This window comes from Pseudomonas sp. B19(2017) (genome assembly GCF_002113165.1).
Lineage (GTDB): Bacteria > Pseudomonadota > Gammaproteobacteria > Pseudomonadales > Pseudomonadaceae > Aquipseudomonas.
This window is the reverse complement of record NZ_NEJR01000004.1, coordinates 143656-164993: the sequence shown is the minus strand read 5'-3', so window position 1 is coordinate 164993 and position 21338 is coordinate 143656. Positions and strand designations below refer to the sequence as shown.

Genomic DNA, 21338 nt, shown 5'->3' with positions numbered 1-21338 from the left:
GTTGCCGCCATTCGTACCCCGAGGCGGCGCCAACAGCCGTAAAAGGATTTGCCATGCGCCATACCACCCGCCTTTCCGCCCTGCTGGCCCTGGGCCTGATCAGCCAATCACCGGCCCTGCTGGCCAACAACCTGGTGTTCTGCTCCGAAGGCAGCCCCGCCGGCTTCGACACCGCCCAGTACACCAGCGCCACCGACAACGACGCCGCCGAACCGATCTACAACCGCCTGGTCGAGTTCGAGCGCGGCGGCACTGCCGTGCACCCTGCCCTGGCAACCCGCTGGGAGGTGTCCGAGGATGGCCTGCGCTACACCTTCCATCTGCGCGAAGGGGTGAAATTCCACAGCAACAAGGCCTTTGCACCGAGCCGCGACTTCAACGCCGACGACGTGCTGTTCACCTTCAACCGCATGCTCGACAAGAACCACCCGTTCCGCCAGGCCTACCCGACCGAGTTCCCCTACTTCATCAGCATGGGCCTGGACAAGAACATCGCCCGTGTCGAGAAAACCGCCCCCATGACCGTGGTGTTCACCTTGAACAAGGTCGATGCCGCGTTCATCCAGAACCTGGCCATGAGCTTCGCGTCCATCCTGTCTGCTGAATACGCCGAACAACTGATGGCCAGCGGGCGCCCCAGCGACATCAACCAGCAGCCGATCGGCACCGGGCCGTTCGTGTTCCAGCGTTACCAAAAGGATTCGCAGATCCGCTACAAAGGCAACAAGGCGTATTGGGCTCCGCAGGAGGTGAAGATCGACAACCTGGTGTTCTCGATCAACGTCGACCCTTCGGTGCGTATCCAGAAGCTGCGCCGCAACGAATGCCAGGTCACCCTGCACCCGCGCCCCGCCGACCTGCCGGCGCTCAAGGCCGACAGCAAACTGCAGGTGCTGCAGCAGCCGGGCTTCAACCTTGGCTATATCGCCTACAACACCCAGCATCCACCGTTCGACCGCCTGGAGGTACGCCAGGCGATGGATATGGCGGTGAACAAGCAGGCGATCATCCAGGCTGTGTACCAGGACTCCGGGCAACTGGCAGTCAACGCCATGCCGCCGACCCAGTGGTCCTATGACGACAGCCTCAAGGACGCACCCTTCGACCCGGAAAAGGCCAAACAGCTATTGCAGCAGGCCGGGGTCAAGCCGGGCACCGAGATCACCCTGTGGGCCATGCCGGTGCAGCGCCCGTACAACCCCAACGCCAAGCTGATGGCGGAAATGCTCCAGGCCGACTGGAGCAAGCTCGGCTTCAAGGTGCGCATCGTCAGCTACGAATGGGGCGAGTACCTCAAGCGCATGAAAAGCGGCGAGCACGATATCGCCCTGATCGGCTGGACCGGGGACAACGGTGACCCGGACAACTGGCTGGGCACCCTCTACAACTGCGATGCCATCGGCAGCAACAACTACTCGCTGTGGTGCGACCCGCAATACGACAGCCTGGTCAAACAGGCCAAGCAGGTCACTGATCGCGCGCAGCGCACCGCCCTGTACCAGCAGGCCCAGCAGCGGCTCAAGCAACAGGTGCCGATTACCCCGGTGGCGCATTCCACGGTCAACCAACCGCTCAGCGTCAGGGTTTCCGAGTTCAAGGTCAGCCCGTTCGGGCGCAATGATTTTTCCGGTGTGAGTGTTGATTAAACGTTAGCCGGTACCGGCCTCTTCGCGGGCTTGCCCGCTCCCACAGGGATCTTCTCAGGTTCACGACACCTGTGGGAGCGGGCGCGCCCGCGAAGAGGCCGGAACAGCCGACACCACTTCCCGATTCCGCCCGGTCACCCCGGGCAACCCTGGCAACACCGCAGCAAGAAACCCGGCCCACAAGGCCGGCATAACTAGAAAAGAAAGGGAGCTTCAACCTTGAAAACGTTCACCTTGACCGCACTGGCCTTATCCATCAGTGCCTTATCCACCGTGGCCCAGGCCGACCCGCAAAGCCAGGACTACATCCCCATCACCCTCAAAGGCAGCAGCGAGCAGGAGCAGGCCAGCGGCTTCATCGACGGCCAGAGCCTGTCCGGTAGCACTCGCAACTGGTACGCCCGCGAACGCGCCGCACGCGCCCCGCTGTGGAGGTACTACAAGAGCGACGGCACCCGCCATCCCACCCACAGCCGCGAGAACTGGGTGCAGGGCACCATTCTCAACTACAGCTCCGGGTTCACCCAGGGCACCGTCGGTTTCGCCGTCGAAGCCGCCGGCTACAATGCCATCGCCCTGCAGCAGAGCCGCGAAGCTGTCGCCGGCCCCAACAACCGTACCCTGACCCACAGCGACGGCGACCCGATCGGCCAGTGGAGCAAGATGGGCCTGGCCAACGTCAAGGCCCGCGTGTCCAACACCACCCTCACCGTTGGCCGCCAATCGGTGGACACGCCGATGATCGCCTATATCGGCAACCGCGCCCTGCCGTCGAGCTTCCAGGGTGCATTCCTGCACAGCGCCGAATTCGACAACCTGAGCTTCGACCTGGGTACTTTCGACCGCGTCTCACCGCGTACCGAACAGAGCCTCAGCAAGTTCCGCAGCGAATACAGTGCCACTGGCGTGGAAACCGACCGTGCCAGCACCGCCGGCATCAACTACCAGCCGTTCAAGAGCCTGAGCACCAGCCTGTACGCCACCAAGGTCGACGACTTCTGGAACCAGTACTACTTCGGCGCCAACCACGTGCTCGGCGACAGTGCTGTACTCAGCCTGAGCACCGGCCTGAACTACTACAAGACCGTCGATGCCGGCAGCAAGAAGATGGGCGAGATCGACAACGACACCTACAGCCTGTCGCTCGGCCTGACCCACCAGGCCCACACCCTCAGCGCCTCCTGGCAGCAGGTCAACGGCAACGAGTACTTCGACTACCTGCACGAAACCAACGGCATCTACCTGGCCAACTCGCTGCTGTCGGACTTCAACGGCCCCAACGAGAAATCGCTGCAGATTTCCTATGTGCTGAACATGGCGCCGTACGGCGTACCGGGCCTGAAGTTCAACCTGTACAACGCCCGCGGCTGGGGCATCGACGGTACCCATTACCGCGGCACCGCCTACGACGTGAACGGCCTGGATGGCGAAACCCACTACGAGTGGGGCATCGGCACCAGCTACGCGGTACAGAGCGGGCCGCTGAAAGACACCAGCATCCGCGCCACCTATACCGCGCACCGCGCCAGCAAGGCCCAGGGCGATGGCAGCCTGGATGAGTTCCGGGTGGTTACCACCATTCCATTCAACATTCTCTGACCGCCGCCGCCACGGCCCGCATCGTTGCGGGCCGTGGCGGCTACGCTGGAATCAATGCACGCAGGGAGTTTCAACCCATGCAGAGAGCTTTCATGAAATCGCGGCCACTGCGCCTGGCCCTGGCAGCGCTGCTTCTGGGCGGCGCCTCGCAGCTGGCAGCCAAACCGCTGGTGGTGTGCACCGAAGCCAGCCCGGAAGGGTTCGATGTTGTCCAGTACACTACGGGGGTCACCTTCGATGCCACCTCCGAAGCGCTGTTCAACCGCCTGGTCGACTTCAAGCCTGGCACCACCGACGTCCAGCCGGCCCTGGCCGAACGCTGGGACATCTCACCGGACGGCCTGACCTACACCTTCCACCTGCGCCAAGGGGTGAAGTTCCACAAGACCGACTACTTCACGCCCACTCGCGAATTCAACGCCGATGACGTGCTGTGGAGCCTGCGCCGTCAGCTCGACCCGGCGCACCCGTGGCACGACAAGACCAGCGTCGGCTACCCGTACTTCGAAAGCATGTCCTTCAAAAGCCTGCTCAAGTCGGTGGACAAGACTGATGACCACACCGTGGTGATCACCCTCACCCGCCCGGAAGCACCGTTCCTGCGGGACATGGCCATGGGCTTCACCTCGATCTACTCCGCCGAATACGGCGACCAGTTGCTCAAGGCCGGCAAGACCGCCGAGCTGAACAGCAAGCCGATCGGCACCGGCCCGTTCATCTTCCAGCGTTACAACAAGGACGCACAGGTCCGCTTCAAACCCAACCCGGACTACTTCCGCGGCAAGCCCCCGGCCGACGCCCTGATATTCGCCATCGCCACCGACAGCAACGTGCGCCTGCAAAAGCTGCGCGCCAACGAATGCCAGGTCGCGCTGTACCCCAAACCGGAGGACGTGCCGACGATCAAGGCCGACCCTAAGCTCAAGGTCGCCGAGACCGAAGCGCTGGTCACCGGCTATATCGCCATGAACACCCAGCACAAGTACCTCAGCGATGTGCGCGTGCGCAAAGCCATCAACATGGCCTTCGACCGCCAGACACACGTCGACCAGCTGTTTGGCAAGGACAACGCGCTGGTGGGCGTGAACCCGTACCCGCCGACCATGCTCGGTTACAACACCACCAATCAGAACCCGCCTCGGGACCTGGCCAAGGCCCGAGCCCTGCTCAAGGAAGCTGGCGTACCGGAAGGTACCGTGATCACCCTGTTCACCCGCAACGGCGGCGGCATGACCAACCCCAACCCCCGCCTGTCCGCCGAGATGCTGCAGGCCGACCTGAAACAGGTCGGCCTGCAGCTGGATATCCGCGTGATGGAATGGGCCGAAATGCTGCGTCGTGCCAAGAACGGCGAAGCCGACCTGGTCTCCACCGGCTGGGCAGGCGACAACGGTGACCCGGACAACTTCCTCACCCCGCTGCTGAGCTGCGAGGCAGCCAAGAACGGCGAGAACTACGCCCGTTGGTGCAATCCGCAGTTCCAGGCACTCATCACGCGCGCACGGCAGATGACGGATGACAATGAGCGCCGATGGGTCTATGCCGAGGCTTTAAGGGTGTACGATGACGACCAACCCTGGATCAGCATGGCCCACCCGAAGGTGTTCACGGCCATGCGTGACAACGTGGAGGGCTACGTGATCAGCCCTCTGACCAACAACAACTTCGCCACCACCAAGGTGAAGTAGAACAACAACGACCGCCGGCACCCCACACGGGAACCGGCGGCACCACCGTAGCGGGCTGATCGCCCCACGGCCTGATGAGGTAACCCCGACAATGTTGAGCTTTATTGCCCGGCGCCTTGGCCTGTTGATACCGACCTTTTTCGGTATCACCTTGCTGACCTTCGCGCTCATACGCCTGATCCCCGGCGACCCGGTGGAAGTGATGATGGGCGAGCGCAGGGTCGACCCCGAAATGCATGCCCAGGCCATGGAGCGCCTTGGCCTGAACAAGCCGCTGCCGGTCCAGTACCTGGACTACGTCGGCAAGCTGGCCCAGGGTGACCTCGGTGAATCGCTGCGCACCCGCGAGAGCGTGTGGCACGAGTTCCTCACCCTGTTCCCGGCCACCCTCGAACTGGCCTTCGCCGCCCTGCTGTTCGCCGGCATCGTCGGCCTGCTGGCCGGGGTGATTGCCGCGCTCAAGCGCGGTTCGCTGTTCGACCATGGGGTAATGGGCATTTCCCTGGCCGGTTACTCGATGCCGATCTTCTGGTGGGGCCTGATCCTGATCATGTTCTTCTCGGTGAGCCTGGGCTGGACCCCGGTGTCCGGGCGCATCGACCTGCTCTATGACATCGAGCCGAAGACCGGTTTCATGCTCATCGACACCCTGCTCAGCGACGAGGAAGGCGCGTTCAAGGACGCGGTGATGCACCTGATCCTGCCGGCCATCGTGCTCGGCACCATCCCGCTGGCGGTGATCGCCCGCATGACCCGCTCGTCGATGCTCGAAGTGCTGCGCGAGGACTACATCCGCACCGCCCGCGCCAAAGGCCTGTCGCCAGCTCGCGTGGTGTTCGTGCACGGCCTGCGCAACGCGCTGATCCCGGTGCTGACCGTGTTCGGCCTGCAGGTCGGCACGCTGCTGGCCGGTGCAGTGCTGACCGAAACCATCTTTTCCTGGCCGGGCATCGGCAAGTGGCTGATCGAAGCCATCGGTGCCCGTGACTACCCCGTGGTCCAGAACGGCATCCTGTTGATCGCCTGCCTGGTAATCCTGGTCAACTTCGTCGTGGACATCCTCTACGGCCTGGCCAACCCACGCATCCGTCATCAGCGCTGAGGCCCTCGTCATGACTAGCCCGATTCCGAAATCCGTCACGCCGGCCAGCCCGGTGGACCAGAGCCTGCTCTACCCCTCACCGTACAAAGAATTCTGGCAAGCCTTCGCCCGCAACAAAGGCGCGGTGATGGGCCTGGCCTTCATGTGCCTGGTGGTGTTCTGCGCGCTGTTCGCGCCGTGGGTCGCCCCGCACGACCCTAGCGAGCAGTACCGCGAGTTCCTGCTGACCCCGCCGGTGTGGCTCGAAGGTGGCAGCTGGCAGTTCATTCTCGGCACCGACGAGCTGGGCCGCGACCTGCTTTCGCGGCTGATCCAGGGCGCGCGGCTGTCGCTGCTGATCGGCCTGTCGTCAGTGTTGATGTCGCTGATCCCTGGCATCCTGCTGGGCCTGCTGGCCGGTTTCTTCCCGCAACTGCTCGGCCCGTCGATCATGCGCCTGATGGACGTGATGCTGGCCCTGCCCTCGCTGCTGCTGGCAGTGGCCATCGTCGCCATCCTCGGCCCAGGCCTGATCAACACCGTGATCGCCATCGCCATCGTGTCGTTGCCATCCTACGTGCGCCTGACCCGCGCCGCCGTGATGGGCGAGCTGAACCGCGACTACGTCACCGCCGCCCGCCTGGCAGGTGCAGGGCTGCCACGGCTGATGTTCGTCACCGTGCTGCCCAACTGTATGGCACCGCTGATCGTGCAGGCCACCCTCAGCTTCTCTTCGGCCATCCTCGACGCCGCCGCGCTGGGCTTCCTCGGCCTTGGCGTGCAGCCGCCGACCCCGGAGTGGGGCACCATGCTGGCTTCGGCCCGCGACTACATCGAGCGCGCCTGGTGGGTAGTGAGCCTGCCCGGCCTGACCATTCTGCTCAGTGTGCTGGCAATCAACCTGATGGGCGACGGCCTGCGCGATGCGCTGGACCCGAAACTCAAGAACGCCGCCTGAGGAGAACGCCATGTCACTGTTGCAGATCAACAACCTTAACGTGCGCTTCGGCGACGCCAATGCGGTACCGGTGGTCGATGGCCTGGACCTGATGGTGGAGGCCGGCGAGATCCTGGCCATCGTCGGCGAATCCGGCTCGGGCAAGTCCGTGACCATGATGGCTCTGATGGGCCTGATCGATGCCCCGGGGCGCATCACTGCCGACGCACTCACCTTCGACGGCACCGACATGCTCAAGCTCAGCGGCCGCCAGCGCCGCAAGGTGGTGGGCAAGGACATCGCCATGGTCTTCCAGGACCCGATGACCGCGCTCAACCCCAGCTACACCGTGGGCTATCAGATCGAGGAAGTGCTGCGCCAGCACCTGGGCCTGAAGGGCAAGGCCGCACGCCAGCGTGCCCTGGAGCTGCTGAAAAAGGTCGAGATCCCGGCTGCCGAAAGCCGCCTGGACGCCTACCCGCACCAACTGTCCGGCGGCATGAGCCAGCGCGTGGCGATTGCCATGGCGATTGCCGGCGAGCCCAAGCTGCTGATTGCCGACGAGCCCACCACTGCGCTGGACGTGACCATCCAGGCGCAGATCATGGAGCTGCTGGTCAACCTGCAGAAGGAGCGCAACATGGCGCTCATCCTGATCACCCACGACCTCGCCGTGGTCGCCGAAACGGCCAGGCGGGTGTGCGTGATGTACGCCGGCCAGGCCGTGGAAGTGGGCCAGGTGCCGGAGCTGTTCGATGTGCCCGCCCACCCCTACAGCGAAGCGTTGCTGGCGGCGATCCCCGAGCACAGTATCGGTGCCGAACGCTTGGCCACCCTGCCCGGCATCGTCCCCGGCCGCTACGACCGCCCCGTGGGGTGCCTGCTGTCACCGCGCTGCCCGTACGTGCAGGACAACTGCCGGCGCCAGCGCCCGCCCCTCGATCCCCAGGCCCATGGCCTGGTGCGTTGCTTCTACCCGCTGAACCAGGAGGTGGCGTGATGGCCGTCGTTCTATCCGCCCGGGAGCTGACCCGGCATTACGAAGTCTCCCGCGGGCTGTTCAAGGGCCACGCCCTGGTCCGCGCGCTGAATGGCGTGTCGTTCGAACTGGAGGCCGGCAAGACCCTGGCCGTGGTCGGCGAGTCCGGCTGCGGCAAGTCCACCCTGGCCCGCGCCCTGACTCTGATCGAAGAGCCGTCGTCCGGTTCGCTGCAAATTGCCGGCACCGAAGTGAAAGGCGCCAGCAAGAGCGAGCGCAAGCAACTGCGCCGCGACGTACAGATGGTGTTCCAGAGCCCCTACGCCTCGCTCAACCCACGGCAGAAGATTGGTGACCAGCTGGCCGAGCCGCTGCTGATCAACACCTCGCTAAGCAAGGCCGAGCGGCGAGAAAAGGTGCAGAAGATGATGGAACAGGTCGGCCTGCGCCCCGAGCATTACCAGCGCTACCCGCACATGTTCTCCGGTGGCCAGCGCCAGCGTATCGCCCTGGCCCGGGCAATGATGCTGCAACCCAAGGTGCTGGTGGCGGACGAGCCGACCTCGGCGCTGGACGTGTCGATCCAGGCTCAGGTGCTGAACCTGTTCATGGACTTGCAGAAGGAGTTCAACACCGCCTATGTGTTCATCTCGCACAACCTGGCGGTGGTGCGGCATGTGGCCGATCAGGTGCTGGTGATGTATTTGGGGCGGCCGGCGGAGATGGGGCCGAAAGAAGATATTTACGAACGACCATTACACCCGTATACCCAGGCATTGCTATCGGCCACGCCGGCGATTCATCCGGACCCGTTGAAGCCGAAGATCCGTATTGCCGGGGAGTTGCCCAACCCGCTGAACCCGCCGGATGGGTGTGCGTTTCACAAGCGCTGCCCGTATGCGACCGAGCGGTGTGCCAAGGAAGTGCCGGCGCTCAGGCAGGTGAGTACGCGGCAAGTGGCTTGTCACTATGCCGAGCAGTTCCTCTAAATCGGCGTAACCTTCATCGCCGGCAAGCCAGCTCCCACAAGGATCTCCACAGGACCCAAGCCCTGTGCAGTACCTGTGGGAGCTGGCTTGCCGGCGATGGGCCGCAAAGCGGCCCCAAAATCTCAATGCATAAAGAACCAGATCAGGATAATCACCGGAATCGGCACCCCAATCATCCAAAGCAGTATCGAGCGCATGGCCTTTCTCCTTGTTCGATGGTGAACAGACCGGTGCACTCGCCATGCCATCCCTGTCAAAAAATCACTCTCAACCGAATCAACGGCTTACTGCCCAAGCCGCTTGGCAAAACCGTGCAATATGCCGGATCCGCCCCCTTGCAGCTGGGTGTTCTGCAATGCACTATCGGGCTCATGACCGCCACCACCCTCCCCGACGGCCCCGAGCAGACCTCGCTCACCGCCGACACCGTGCTGCGCTACCACCTGTGCTGGAAGCACCGCGACCTCGACGGCGTCATTGCGCTCTACCACCCTGACATGCAGTACCACGACTTCTTCCAGAACCGCGTGCTCGGCTACCAGGAGCTGCGCGACTACGTGCGCGCCTGCCTGCCCCATGAAGCCGGCGAGGACATCGTCCACATCGACCGCATCCGCGTCGATGGCTGTACCGCGTTCATTCAGTACCAGGTCACGGTGCAGGGTGGTGACGGGCTGGTGGCGTTCCAGTCCAGCGAGGCGATCACCGTCAAGGACGGCCTGATCTGGCAAGTAAACGAGTACGCCACGCTGGTCCGTCAGAACGGCAGCGGCCACCCCAGCAGCGGCCCGCGCCCAGCCACCAGCCGCCTTGGCCTGTCCCCCCGGCAACTGTCGACCATGGCCCAGGACCTGGAGCACTACTTCCAGCGCCAGCGCCCCTACCTGGACCCGGAGCTGGACCTGCAGCAGGTGGCAGACGCCAGCGGCTACAGCCGCAACCAGATCTCCTACCTGCTCAACCAGGTACTCGGGCGAAGCTTTTACCGCTACGTCAACCAGGCCCGCCTGCAGCACCTGATGGCCAGCCTCGATGATGACAGCGTCGAGGCCACGATCGACGAGTTGGCGTTCAATGCCGGTTTCAACTCGCTTTCAGCGTTCTACAAGTGCTTCCGCGAACACACCGGGCTCACCCCCAAGGCGTACCTGAAGCAAATTTCCCTGCGTGCACGCACGTAGGACAGCCGCCCGCCGACACCACTAGGATCGCCCACAGACCTTGACGGATGTGGAGCCGAACCCGATGCAACCCCTGCGCACGCTCAGCCTGTGGATGGACCAGCTTGACGAGCCGCTGTGCGCCCGCCCGGCCCTGCGCGAGGACCTGAACGCGGATGTGTGCATCATCGGCGCCGGCTACACCGGCCTGTGGACCGCCTACTACCTAAAGCGTCAGGCGCCGCAGCTGAACATCGCCGTGATCGACGCCAACATTGCCGGCTTCGGTGCTTCCGGGCGCAACGGCGGCTGGCTGATGGGCAACCTGCTCGGCGAAGACCGCCTGCTGGCCACCCTGTCGCCGCAACAGCGCCGCGCCAGCATCGACCTGCTGCATGGCATACCCGATGAAGTGCACAGCGTGCTGCAACGCGAAGGCATCGACTGCGACTACCGCAAAGGCGGCGTGCTGTACTGCGCCGCGCGCTACCCGGAACAGGAGCGCAGTCTGCGCGCCTACCTCGACGATCTTTATCGCCAAGGCATGACCGAGGACGACTACCGCTGGCTGCGCCCCGAACAGCTGGACGCCCAGCTGCGGGTCAGCAACGCCTATGGCGCCATCTACAGCCCGCACACCGCAACCATCCAACCCGCCAAGCTGGCGCGTGGCCTGGCCCGGGCGGTAGAAGCGCTGGGCGTACCCATCTACGAAAACACACCCGCCATCGACTGGCAGCCCGGTGAGGTGCGTACCCCATTGGCGCGCATTCGCTGCCAATGGATGGTACCCGTCGTGGAGGGCTACGCCGTCAGCCTGCCACCACTGGGCAAACATCAGCTGCCGGTACAGAGCCTGCTGGTGGCCACCGAACCCCTGCCGGAAGCCACCTGGGAACAGATCGGCCTGAACCGGGGCCAGGCCTTCAGCGAGAGCAGCCGCCAGGTCACCTACGGCCAGCGCACCGCCGACAACCGCCTGGTATTCGGCGCCCGTGGCGGCTACCGCTTCGGTGGCCGCCTGCGCGAAAACTTCACCCTCACTGAACAGGAAATCGAGCTGCGCCGCTACCTGTTCAGCGAACTGTTCCCGCAGCTGAAGCACGTGCGCATCACCCATTCCTGGGGCGGTAACCTGGGCATGGCGCGGCGCTTCCGCCCGCACATGCTCTGCGACCGCCAGCGTGGCATCGCCCTGGCCGGCGGCTACGGCGGTGAAGGTGTCGGCGCCACCAACCTGGGCGGGCGCACCCTGGCGGCGCTGATCCTCAACCAGCACAACGAGCTGACCGCGCAACCCTGGGTGCTCGACAACCGCCCGGTTGCGAGCCTTGCCAGCTGGCCGCCCGAGCCGTGCCGGTGGCTCGGCTACAACGCGATCATCCAGAGTTTCGTCCACGAGGACCGGACCCTTGCCAACCCCGCCAGTGCGCCTTGGAGGCGGCGCCTTGCCAGCAACCTTGCAGACTTCATGGAAGGCTTCATGCACTGACTTCCCTTTTCCCGACACAGGATTTACCGGTCATGAGCATCACCCATTTCAAGAACACCGAAAGTTCCGTGCTCGATAGCTCCAACCCCGTTGCAGTACCGCTCGGCGAGCCCGTGGCGGTGGCCTCGGTCACCTGCGTGGAACGCAGCGACGGCGTCGAAACCGGCATCTGGGAGTGCACCCCCGGGCGCTGGCGACGGCAGATCGTGCAGCAGGAGTTTTGCCATTTCATCAAGGGCAGTTGCAGCTTCACCCCCGACGGTGGCCAGCCCCTGTTCATAGAAGCCGGAGACGCATTGATGCTACCGGCCAACAGCACCGGCACCTGGGATATCCAGGAGACCGTGCGCAAGACCTACGTCCTTATTTTCTGATCCGCTGATCGCCTGCCTTCGATAACAACAGACAAAGCAAGGTAACCCCGACATGCGCACGCTCCTTCTCGCCCCCTTGATGCTGGCCGCCAGCGTGGCCGGCGCCGCCGAAACGGTGAAGATCTACAACTGGTCCAGCTACGTTGCCCCCGACACACTGAAAAACTTCCAGCAAGCCAGCGGTATCGTGCCCACCTACGACGTTTACGACAGCAACGAAACCCTCGACGGCAAGCTGATGACCGGCAACTCCGGCTACGACGTGGTGTTTCCGTCCAACCATTTCATGGCTCGGCAGATCCAGGGCAAGGCCCTGAAGCCGCTGGACAAGTCGCAGCTGCCCAACTGGCACAACCTCAACCCGGTGCTGATGAAGGCGCTGGAGGTGAACGACCCGGGCAACCAGTACGGCTTCCCGTACCTGTGGGGCAGCACTGGCATCGGCTACAACGTCGACAAGGTCAAGGCGGTGCTCGGCGACAACGCACCGGTGGACTCCTGGGACCTGATCTTCAAGCCCGAGTACATGAGCAAGCTGAAAAGCTGCGGCGTCGCCGTGCTGGACAACGGCCCCGAGCTGTTGCCCATCGCCCTGCACTACCTGGGCCTGCCGCACCACAGCCAGAACCCGGCCGACTACGACAAGGCCAAGGCGCTGCTGATGCAGGTGCGGCCGTACATCAGCTACTTCCACTCCTCGAAGTACACCGGTGACCTGGCCAACGGCGACATCTGCGTGGTGGTGGGCTTCTCGGGGGATGTGCTGCAGGCGAAGAACCGCGCCGAAGAGGCGAAGAACGGGGTGAAGGTGGGGTATTCGATCCCCAAGGAAGGTGCGCCGATGTGGTTCGACATGGTGGCCATGCCGGCCGATGCACCAGATGAGAAGGCCGGTTACGCCTACATGAACTACCTGCTGCAGCCAGAGGTGATGGCCAACATCAGCAACCATGTGCAGTACGCCAACGGCAACCTCAAGGCGGACGGGCTGGTGGAGCCGGCGATGAAGGGTAATACGATGATTTACCCGAGCGAGGACGTGATGGGCAAGCTGTATGCGCTGGAGGCGATGCCGGCGAAGATCGACCGTATTCGGACGCGGATCTGGACCAGTATCAAGGCAGGAAATTGAATCGGGGCCGCTTTGCGGCCCTTCGCGGGCACGCCCGCTCCCACAAGGATCGCGCAACCTTCAGGTGTTGTGATTCCCTGTGGGAGCGGGCGCGCCCGCGAAGGGCTGCAAAGCAGCCCCAATTCTGCGATCAGTGATGCTCGCGGGTAGCGCGGAACTTGATGTCCGGCCAGCGCTCTTCCATCAGCGACAGGTTGACGCGGGTCGGCGCCAGGTAGGTCAGGTGCCCGCCACCGTCGATGGCCAGGTTTTCCATGGCCTTGTTCTGGAATTCCTCGAGCTTCTTCTTGTCGTCACAACCGATCCAGCGGGCCGACCACACAGTGATCGGCTCGTACGCGCACTCGACCTTGTACTCTTCCTTCAGGCGGCTGGCGACCACGTCGAACTGCAGCACACCGACTGCACCGAGGATGATGTCGTTGCTGCGCTCAGGGAAGAACACCTGGGTAGCGCCCTCTTCGGCCAGCTGTTGCAGGCCCTGGCGCAACTGCTTGGATTTCAGCGGGTCCTTCAGGCGCACGCGGCGGAACAGCTCCGGGGCGAAGTGCGGGATACCGGTGAAGCCCAGCGCCTCGCCTTCGGTGAAGGTGTCGCCGATCTGGATGGTGCCGTGGTTGTGCAGGCCGATGATGTCGCCGGCATAGGCCTCTTCCAGCTGCTCGCGCTCGGAGGAGAAGAAGGTCAGCGCATCGCCGATACGCAGGTCCTTGTTGATCCGCACGTGGCGCATCTTCATGCCCTTTTCGTACTTGCCCGAGCAGATGCGCATGAAGGCGATGCGGTCGCGGTGTTTCGGGTCCATGTTCGCCTGGATCTTGAACACGAAACCGGTGAACTTCTCTTCCACAGGCTCGACGGTGCGCTCGTGGGCAACACGGCCCAGTGGGCGCGGCGCCCAGTCGACTACTGCGTCGAGCACGTGGTCGACACCGAAGTTGCCCAACGCGGTACCGAAGAACACCGGGGTCAGCTGACCGTTGATGAACTCTTCCTGGTTGAACTCGTGGCAGGCACCCTGCACCAGCTCCAGCTGTTCGACGAACGAGTCGTACTGGTCGCCCAGGTGAGCACGGGCCTCATCGGAATCCAGCTTCTGGATGATCTTGGCTTCGGTGCGCTCGTGGCCGTGGCCCGGGGTGTACACCACGATGTAGTCACCGGTCAGGTGGTACACGCCCTTGAAGTCGCGGTAGCAGCCGATCGGCCAGGTGATCGGCGCAGCCTTGATCTTCAGTACCGCTTCGATCTCGTCCAGCAGTTCGATCGGGTCGCGGATGTCGCGGTCGAGCTTGTTGATGAAGCTGACGATCGGTGTGTCGCGCAGGCGGCACACGTCCATCAGGGCGATGGTACGTGGCTCTACACCTTTACCGCCGTCGAGCACCATCAGCGCCGAGTCCACCGCGGTCAGGGTGCGGTAGGTGTCTTCCGAAAAGTCTTCGTGGCCTGGGGTGTCGAGCAGGTTGATCATGTGCTCGCGGTACGGGAACTGCATCACCGAGGTGGTGATGGAAATGCCGCGCTGCTTCTCCATTTCCATCCAGTCGGAGGTGGCGTGGCGGTCGGACTTGCGCGACTTCACGGTACCGGCGACGGCAATGGCCTTGCCCATCAGCAGCAGCTTCTCGGTGATGGTGGTCTTACCGGCGTCGGGGTGGGAAATGATTGCGAAAGTGCGGCGCTTCGCGACTTCGGCGGCCTGGTTGGTCATGGGAAATCGCCTGACTGGGGGATTTAAAAGGGGCGATATCATACCTGAAGTTGGGCCGGGACCAAAACCTGAGGAATGAGTGGTGCTGTGCCGGCCCCTTCGCGGGTAAACCCGCTCCCACAGGTGCGGTGCAGTCCCTGTGGGAGCGGGTTTACCCGCGAAAGGGCCGGCTCAGGCAAAGCCGATTCCACAGGCAATCGCTTTATCACGATAAATGGCCACAGGTCAGTTATTTCAACGCTTGTAGCGAATTAATACGCTGTTTTTTCTCGCCTTATTTCGATACACCCAGTGATTACCACTGGCCAAATGCCGCCCCAGATGGGAACCTTTACGCCCTCGGAGACGTCCACTCCCCCGCAACCCGCTTCGCTTGGGGACTGGTTTCATCAGCAATATCGGGCCCGACGGGGTTCGGCTCATGGCCTGATCGCAGCCTACGGGGTGCCTCACGCTGCTACTCGCGAACACACCACCCGCCGCCAGGAATGGCCGGCAACCAAGAAGTGTGCTCGCCGACTACACAAGGAGTCCGCCTGTGGCAAAACGCTACGGAAAAGGGCTGTTGGGATGGGCCACCGTGCTCGTCATCCTGGCCCTGCTGGTCCACTGGATCGGCATCGACACGATCGCGCGTTATCGCGACGATCTTGGGTTCTACCTGCAAGCGCACCTGGTACTGGTGCTGGCTTCGATGGCGGCGGCGCTGGCCGTGGGCATCCCCGCCGGCATTGCCTTGAGTCGACCGCACCGGGTCGACAAAGCCGAGCGCTTCATGCAGTTGTTCAACGTTGGCAACACCATCCCTCCCCTGGCCGTTCTGGCCATCGCCCTGAGTATCCTCGGCATCGGCGCCGGGCCCGCGATCTTCGCGCTGTTCCTCGCCTCCCTCCTGCCCATCGTGCGCAACACCTACGAGGGCCTGAAAAACGTCCCCGCCTCGCTCAAGGAAGCCGCCACCGGCATCGGCATGACCCCGCGTCAGCAACTGTGGCAGGTGGAACTGCCCAACGCCGTGCCGATCATCGTCGGCGGTGTGCGCGTGGCCCTGGCGCTGAACGTCGGCACCGCGCCACTGGCGTTCCTGATTGGCGCCAACAGCCTGGGCAGCCTGATCTTCCCCGGCATTGCCCTGAACAACCAGCCACAACTGCTGCTCGGCGCCGCCTGCACCGCGCTGCTGGCGCTGGTGCTCGACGCGGCGGTGAGTGCCTCCAGCAAACGCTGGCTGGAACGTGGCCTGGCTGGATAACAAGAGGGAACGCATGAACAAGAGAATCGCCTTGCTGCTGGGCGCGGCCCTGCTGTTCGCAGGATTTGCCCAGGCAGCGGAAAAACCGCTGATCCGCATCGGCGCGCGGGTGTTCACCGAACAGACCGTACTCGCCGAAATCACCGCGCAATACCTGCGCGCCAACGGCTTCGACGTGCGCGTCACCAGCGGCCTGGGCAGCAGCATCGCGCGCCAGGCCCAGGAAACCGGGCAGCTAGACCTGATGTGGGAATACACCGGTGTGTCACTGGTGTCGTACAACCATATCGATGAGCGCATGCCCAGTGCCGAGGCTACCTACGCCAAGGTCAAGGCACTGGACGCGAACAAGGGCCTGATCTGGCTGACCCCGTCGAAGTTCAGCAACACCTACGCGCTGGGCCTGCCCAGGCAGGTCGCCGAGGCTTATCCACAGATCAACTCGATCAGCGACCTCAACCAGGTGCTGCGCGACGAAAGCCGCCGCAACCACCTGGTGGCGCTGGACACCGAGTTCGCCAACCGCCCGGACGGGCTGGTCGGCCTGAAGGCGATGTACGACTTGCAGGTGGGCCGTGCCAACATCCGCCAGATGGATGCCGGCCTGGTCTACACCGCCATGCACAACAACCAGGTATTCGCCGGCCTGGTGTACACCACCGATGGCCGCCTGAACGCGTTCAACCTCAAGCTGCTGGAAGACGACAAGCACTACTTCCCGGACTACACCGCCGCCCCGGTGGTGCGCAAACAGGTACTGGACGCCAACCCGAAGCTGGCCAGCCTGCTCAAGCCACTGGCCGAGCAACTGGATGACGAAACCATGCGCCAGCTCAATGCCAAGGTCGATGTCGAGCACCAGAACCCGACGTCCGTGGCCGCCACCTTCCTGCGTGAGCACCCATTGAACAGCGAGGGCCAACCATGAGCCTGCTCGACACATTCGCCCACCTCGACTGGGCCCAGGTGCTGCAGCTGACCTGGCAGCACATCATGCTGGTCGGCGTCGCCGTCGGCCTGGCGATCATCGTCGGCGTGCCGCTGGGCATCCTGATGACCCGCTTCCCGGCAGTCGCCGGCCCCTTGCAGGCCAGCGCCACGGTGCTGCTGACCATTCCTTCCATCGCCCTGTTCGGCCTGCTGCTGCCGTTCTACTCCAGGTTCGGCCAAGGCCTCGGGCCGCTGCCGGCGATCACTGCGGTGTTCCTCTATTCACTTCTGCCGATCCTGCGCAACACCTACCTGGCCCTGACCAACGTCGAACCCGGCATCCGTGAAGCGGCGCGCGGCATCGGCATGACTTTCGGCCAGCGCCTGCGCATGGTCGAGCTGCCCATCGCCGTGCCGGTGATCCTCGCCGGCGTGCGCACCGCCGTGGTGATGAACATCGGCGTGATGACCATCGCCGCCACCATCGGTGCGGGCGGCCTTGGCGTACTCATCCTTACCTCCATCAGCCGCAGCGACATGTCGATGCTGCTGGTCGGCGCCGTGCTGGTCAGCCTGCTGGCGATCATCGCCGACCTGCTCCTGCAAACCCTGCAACGTGCCCTGACTCCAGAAGGACTGCGCCCATGATCGAACTGAAGAACCTCAGCAAAACCTTCAACGTCAACGGCAAGGACGTCAAAGCCGTCGATTCGGTAAGCCTCACCGTCAACGAAGGGGAAATCTGCGTGTTCCTCGGCCCCTCGGGCTGCGGCAAGAGCACTACCCTGAAAATGATCAACCGCCTGATCCCCCCCACTTCCGGCCAGGTGTTCATCAATGGCGAAGACACCACCGGGCTGGACGAAGTCACCCTGCGCCGGCACATCGGCTATGTGATCCAGCAGATCGGCCTGTTCCCCAACATGACCATCGAGGAGAACATCACCGTGGTGCCGCGCCTGCTCGGCTGGGACAAACAGAAGTGCCATGAACGCGCCCGCGAACTGATGCACATGATCAAGCTGGAGCCCAAGCAGTACCTGCAGCGTTACCCGCGCGAGCTGTCCGGTGGCCAGCAGCAGCGTATCGGCGTGATCCGAGCCTTGGCGGCGGAAGCGCCGGTGCTGCTGATGGACGAGCCGTTCGGCGCGGTCGACCCGATCAACCGCGAGATGATCCAGAATGAGTTCTTCGAGATGCAGCGGGCCTTGAACAAGACCGTGATCATGGTCAGCCACGACATCGACGAAGCGATCAAGCTGGGCGACAAGATCGCCATCTTCCGCGCCGGCAAGCTGTTGCAGCTGGACCATCCGGATACCCTGCTGGCGCACCCGGCAGACGAGTTCGTGAGCAACTTCGTCGGCCAGGACAGCACCCTCAAGCGGCTGCTGCTGGTGCGTGCGGAGGATGCGGCGGACAACGCGCCATCGGTGAGCCCGCAGACGCCGGTAAGCGATGCGCTGGAGCTGCTGGACGAGCACGACCGCCGCTACGTGGTGGTGACCGATGCGCAGAACAAGGCGCTGGGCTACGTGCGCCGGCGCGACATGCATCGCCAGCAAGGGACCTGTGGCGAATTCCTGCGGCCGTTCAATGCAACGGCTTCGCATGATGAGCATTTGCGCATCCTGCTGTCGCGGATGTACGAGTTCAACCGGGCGTGGCTGCCGGTGCTGGATGCCGAGCAGGTGTTTTTGGGCGAGGTGACGCAGGAGTCGATTGCGGCTTACCTGAGCTCGGGGCGCTCGCGGGGGGCCAAGACCAGCATCGTTTCGCCGGCCGAGGCGGTGATTTCCTGAACCGGCCTCTTCGCGGGTAAACCCGCTCCCACAGGGTCGGCGCAAGGCTAAAGACCTGCGCGATACCTGTGGGAGCGGGTTCACCCGCGAAGCAGGCGACGCGGTGTCAGAACCCTACACTGGCCTGCACATAGAACGTTCGCGGTTCGCCCACATAAATGCCGGCATTGTTGTCGCTGGAGCGGGTGAAGTACTGTTTGTCGAACAGGTTCTTCACCCCCGCCGCCAACTTCAGGTTGGACATTTCCGGTCCGAACTCATACCCGCCACGGGCATGCCAGGTCACGTACCCCGGAATATCGCCATACTGCCCATCGGCACTCGGCTCGGTGATGTAGTCGCCGTTGAAGCTGCCGTCGGCATTGATCCCGGTCCCCGGCGCGCGCTGTCTGGATTGGGCATAGGCATCCAGGTTCCAGGTCCAGCGATTGACTGCATAGCGCACCCCGGCAGTGGCCACCTGGCGTGAATAGAACGGCAGGTCGCGGCCCTTGAAGCCAGGAATGTCGCCTTCATAAGTAGCGCGGGTATAGGTGTAGCCACCGCTCACCGACAGCCCTGCCAGGCGCGGGTCCAGCCCGTCCAGGTCATAGCGCACCGAGGCCTCGATCCCCTGGTGCTTGGTCGCACCGAGGTTGGTCCAGCCCACATCGTTGCTGATGTACTGCAGTTCGTCATCGAAATCGATGTAGAACGCCGTCAGCTCACCGGCAAAGCCGCCATTGTCATAGCGGGTACCGATTTCGTAGGTCTTGGCCTTTTCCGGCTCCAGGCCATTGGCCGTGCTGTTGCCTGTACCACCCTGGCCCAGCTGGAAGTACTGCAGGCTGCCGAACGAGGTCTCGTAGTTGGCGAACACCTTCCACGCATCGGAAATGTGGTACATCACGCTCAGCGCCGGCAGCGGCTCGTTGCTGGTGATGCTGCGCTTCTTTTCCGGCACCGGCTGGCCGTTGGCACCGAGCACCGGGCGGTCGCGCCAGTCGGTGTTGATGTGCTCGAAGCGGATACCCGGGGTGATGGTCCAGTTACCCACATCAATCTTGTCGTCGATGTAGTAGGCGCTGGCCTCGGTACCACCGCTGCGGTCCTGGAACACATGGCCGTCGGAACCGGGGGCGGGCGTCGGCACGTTGTCGATCAGCGCCAGGCGGGTCGACTGCTCACGCATCGCTTCCTTCAGGTAGCGGTAGCCCACGCTGACTTCCTGGGTGGTCGGGCCGGCGAAGAAAATCCGCGACAGCCGTGGTTCGATGGCGAAGGTGTGGTAGTTGCGCGGGTACGAAGACAGGGTCTTCATGTCGCGCGAAGCAATAGCGCTGCCGCGGAAGCTGTCGGTGTAGTAGGTCAGCACTTCGAACTGGGTGGCGTCGTCGAGCTGGCGCTGCCACTTGAACGACACGTCCTTGCGCCGGCCGGCGAAGTAGTCGTAGTCACGCAGCGACTGGTACGGGTTGCTGTCGTACTGCGCCTGGGTCAGGCCGCCAGGCATGTCGGCACGGCCGTCGTAGTAGTGGAAGTTGAGCCAGAACTCGTCAACGTCGGTCGGCGCCCAGTGGGTCTTGAGGATGACGTCGTCGATGTCGTTGCCGTTGTTGCTTTCACGGTAACCGTTGCCATTCACCCCGGTGTACAGCAACGCCACGCCCATGCCGTTGTCCGCCGTACCACCGACGAAGGCCGACTCGGTGTGCTTCCAGCCGCCATGCTGTGAGGTTTCCAGGGTGGTGGACAGCTCGGCCGAAGCCTTCTCCGGGATCGCCCGGGTGACGAAGTTGATCACCCCGCCGACGTTCTGCGGGCCATAGCGCACGGAACCGGCGCCACGCACCACATCGATGCTGTCGAGGTTGCCCGAGGAAATCGGCGCCATCGACAGCTGCGGCTGGCCATAGGGTGCGAAGGCGGCCGGGATGCCGTCGATCAGCACCGTGGAGCGTGGCGACAGGCGTGAAGTCAGGCCGCGAACGCCCACGTTCAGCGACAGGTCGCTGCCGCCGGTGCCGTTGGAGTCCTGCACCTGTACGCCCGGGATACCACGCAGCACGTCGCGCACATTCATTGCGCCCTTCTCCACCATCGCCTCGCGGCGTACCACGGTGCGTGCGCCGGGGTGGTTCTGCACCACGCTCTGCTGGGCATCGCCCAGCCAGTCACCGACCACCTTGATGTCGGTAGGCGCCAGCTCCAGGCTGCCGCTGGTAAGGGTGGCATCGGCCTGGGCCGGCTTGAGCACCACGGTGCCCTGGGACATCTCGTAGGTCAGGCCACTGCCTTGCAGCAGTTGCTGCAGCGCGTGCTCGGGTGCCAGCTGGCCGGACACCGCCGGGGCCTGCTTGCCCGCTACCAGCTCGGGGCTGAAGAACAGCTGCAGGTTGGTCTGCTGGCCGAGCTGGTTCAACGCCGAAGCCAACGGTTGGGCCTGGATCTGGATGGTGCTGCCGGTCTCTGCGGCCTGGCTGTTGACGGTCACGGCGCTGACCGCCAGGGCCAGCGCCACGGCGCGGAAGCGTGGGAAGGGCTTGTTGTTGTTCACGTCGTCGAAACTTCCTGGAATACGGAA

At 63.7% G+C, this 21338-nt stretch carries 17 protein-coding genes; 15 read left to right on the top strand and 2 right to left on the bottom strand.

Features of this window, described 5'->3' with window-relative positions; genetic code table 11:
* The first annotated feature begins 53 nt into the window (after nt 1-53).
* The 11 genes from CAF70_RS08400 (at nt 54) to CAF70_RS08350 (ending at nt 13077) form a co-directional block, all read left to right on the top strand.
* Nucleotides 54-1646, top strand: a complete 1593-nt coding sequence (locus tag CAF70_RS08400; protein ID WP_085623934.1) for an ABC transporter substrate-binding protein — start codon at nt 54-56, stop codon at nt 1644-1646.
* Nucleotides 1647-1865: 219 nt separating this feature from the next.
* Nucleotides 1866-3245, top strand: coding sequence for an OprD family porin (locus CAF70_RS08395; RefSeq protein WP_085623932.1), 1380 nt, complete (start codon nt 1866-1868; stop codon nt 3243-3245).
* A gap of 77 nt (nt 3246-3322) precedes the next feature.
* On the top strand, nt 3323-4933 hold the full coding sequence (locus tag CAF70_RS08390) for an ABC transporter substrate-binding protein (protein ID WP_178076365.1): 1611 nt from the start codon (nt 3323-3325) through the stop codon (nt 4931-4933).
* A 91-nt stretch (nt 4934-5024) separates the two neighbouring features.
* On the top strand, nt 5025-6035 hold the full coding sequence (locus tag CAF70_RS08385) for an ABC transporter permease subunit (protein ID WP_085623928.1): 1011 nt from the start codon (nt 5025-5027) through the stop codon (nt 6033-6035).
* 10 nt (nt 6036-6045) lie between these two features.
* Nucleotides 6046-6972, top strand: coding sequence for an ABC transporter permease subunit (locus tag CAF70_RS08380; RefSeq protein WP_085623926.1), 927 nt, complete (start codon nt 6046-6048; stop codon nt 6970-6972).
* A 10-nt stretch (nt 6973-6982) separates the two neighbouring features.
* A complete protein-coding gene (locus CAF70_RS08375; protein WP_085623925.1) occupies nt 6983-7951 on the top strand; it encodes an ABC transporter ATP-binding protein in 969 nt (322 codons plus the stop codon).
* Nucleotides 7951-8919, top strand: coding sequence for a peptide ABC transporter ATP-binding protein (locus CAF70_RS08370; RefSeq protein ID WP_024086321.1), 969 nt, complete (start codon nt 7951-7953; stop codon nt 8917-8919). The genes CAF70_RS08375 and CAF70_RS08370 overlap by 1 nt, the downstream gene beginning before the upstream one ends.
* 371 nt (nt 8920-9290) lie before the next feature.
* A complete protein-coding gene (locus CAF70_RS08365) occupies nt 9291-10100 on the top strand; it encodes a nuclear transport factor 2 family protein (RefSeq protein ID WP_085623922.1) in 810 nt (269 codons plus the stop codon).
* 64 nt (nt 10101-10164) lie between these two features.
* Nucleotides 10165-11571, top strand: a complete 1407-nt coding sequence (locus tag CAF70_RS08360; RefSeq protein ID WP_085623920.1) for an FAD-binding oxidoreductase — start codon at nt 10165-10167, stop codon at nt 11569-11571.
* 32 nt (nt 11572-11603) lie between these two features.
* Entirely contained in the window at nt 11604-11945 is a 342-nt protein-coding gene (locus CAF70_RS08355; RefSeq protein WP_085623918.1) for a cupin domain-containing protein, read from the top strand.
* A 52-nt stretch (nt 11946-11997) separates the two neighbouring features.
* The gene (locus CAF70_RS08350; protein ID WP_085623915.1) at nt 11998-13077 is read left to right on the top strand and encodes a polyamine ABC transporter substrate-binding protein; all 1080 of its coding nucleotides are present in this window, start codon (nt 11998-12000) and stop codon (nt 13075-13077) included.
* A gap of 130 nt (nt 13078-13207) precedes the next feature.
* On the opposite strand, the gene CAF70_RS08345 is transcribed toward CAF70_RS08350, so the two are convergent.
* Nucleotides 13208-14791 carry a peptide chain release factor 3 gene (locus CAF70_RS08345; RefSeq protein ID WP_003257876.1) on the bottom strand — a complete coding sequence of 528 codons (1584 nt, stop codon included), beginning with the start codon at nt 14789-14791 and terminating at the stop codon, nt 13208-13210.
* A gap of 538 nt (nt 14792-15329) precedes the next feature.
* On the opposite strand from CAF70_RS08345, the gene CAF70_RS08340 reads away from it, so the two are divergent.
* Genes CAF70_RS08340 through CAF70_RS08325 form a run of 4 tightly spaced genes read left to right on the top strand, consistent with a single transcriptional unit; the run spans nt 15330 to nt 18775 of the window.
* Nucleotides 15330-16043 carry an ABC transporter permease gene (locus CAF70_RS08340; protein ID WP_085623913.1) on the top strand — a complete coding sequence of 238 codons (714 nt, stop codon included), beginning with the start codon at nt 15330-15332 and terminating at the stop codon, nt 16041-16043.
* Nucleotides 16044-16056: 13 nt separating this feature from the next.
* Nucleotides 16057-16971, top strand: coding sequence for a glycine betaine ABC transporter substrate-binding protein (locus CAF70_RS08335; protein ID WP_085623911.1), 915 nt, complete (start codon nt 16057-16059; stop codon nt 16969-16971).
* A complete protein-coding gene (locus CAF70_RS08330; protein ID WP_085623909.1) occupies nt 16968-17621 on the top strand; it encodes an ABC transporter permease in 654 nt (217 codons plus the stop codon). Before CAF70_RS08335 ends, CAF70_RS08330 begins: the two co-directional genes overlap by 4 nt.
* Nucleotides 17618-18775: a betaine/proline/choline family ABC transporter ATP-binding protein gene (locus CAF70_RS08325; RefSeq protein ID WP_085623907.1), complete on the top strand. Its 1158-nt coding sequence runs from the start codon at nt 17618-17620 to the stop codon at nt 18773-18775. The genes CAF70_RS08330 and CAF70_RS08325 overlap by 4 nt, the downstream gene beginning before the upstream one ends.
* Nucleotides 18776-18881: 106 nt before the next feature.
* Here CAF70_RS08325 and CAF70_RS08320 read toward each other — a convergent pair whose 3' ends face one another.
* Nucleotides 18882-21311 carry a TonB-dependent siderophore receptor gene (locus tag CAF70_RS08320; RefSeq protein WP_085623905.1) on the bottom strand — a complete coding sequence of 810 codons (2430 nt, stop codon included), beginning with the start codon at nt 21309-21311 and terminating at the stop codon, nt 18882-18884.
* Nucleotides 21312-21338 lie beyond the last annotated feature (27 nt).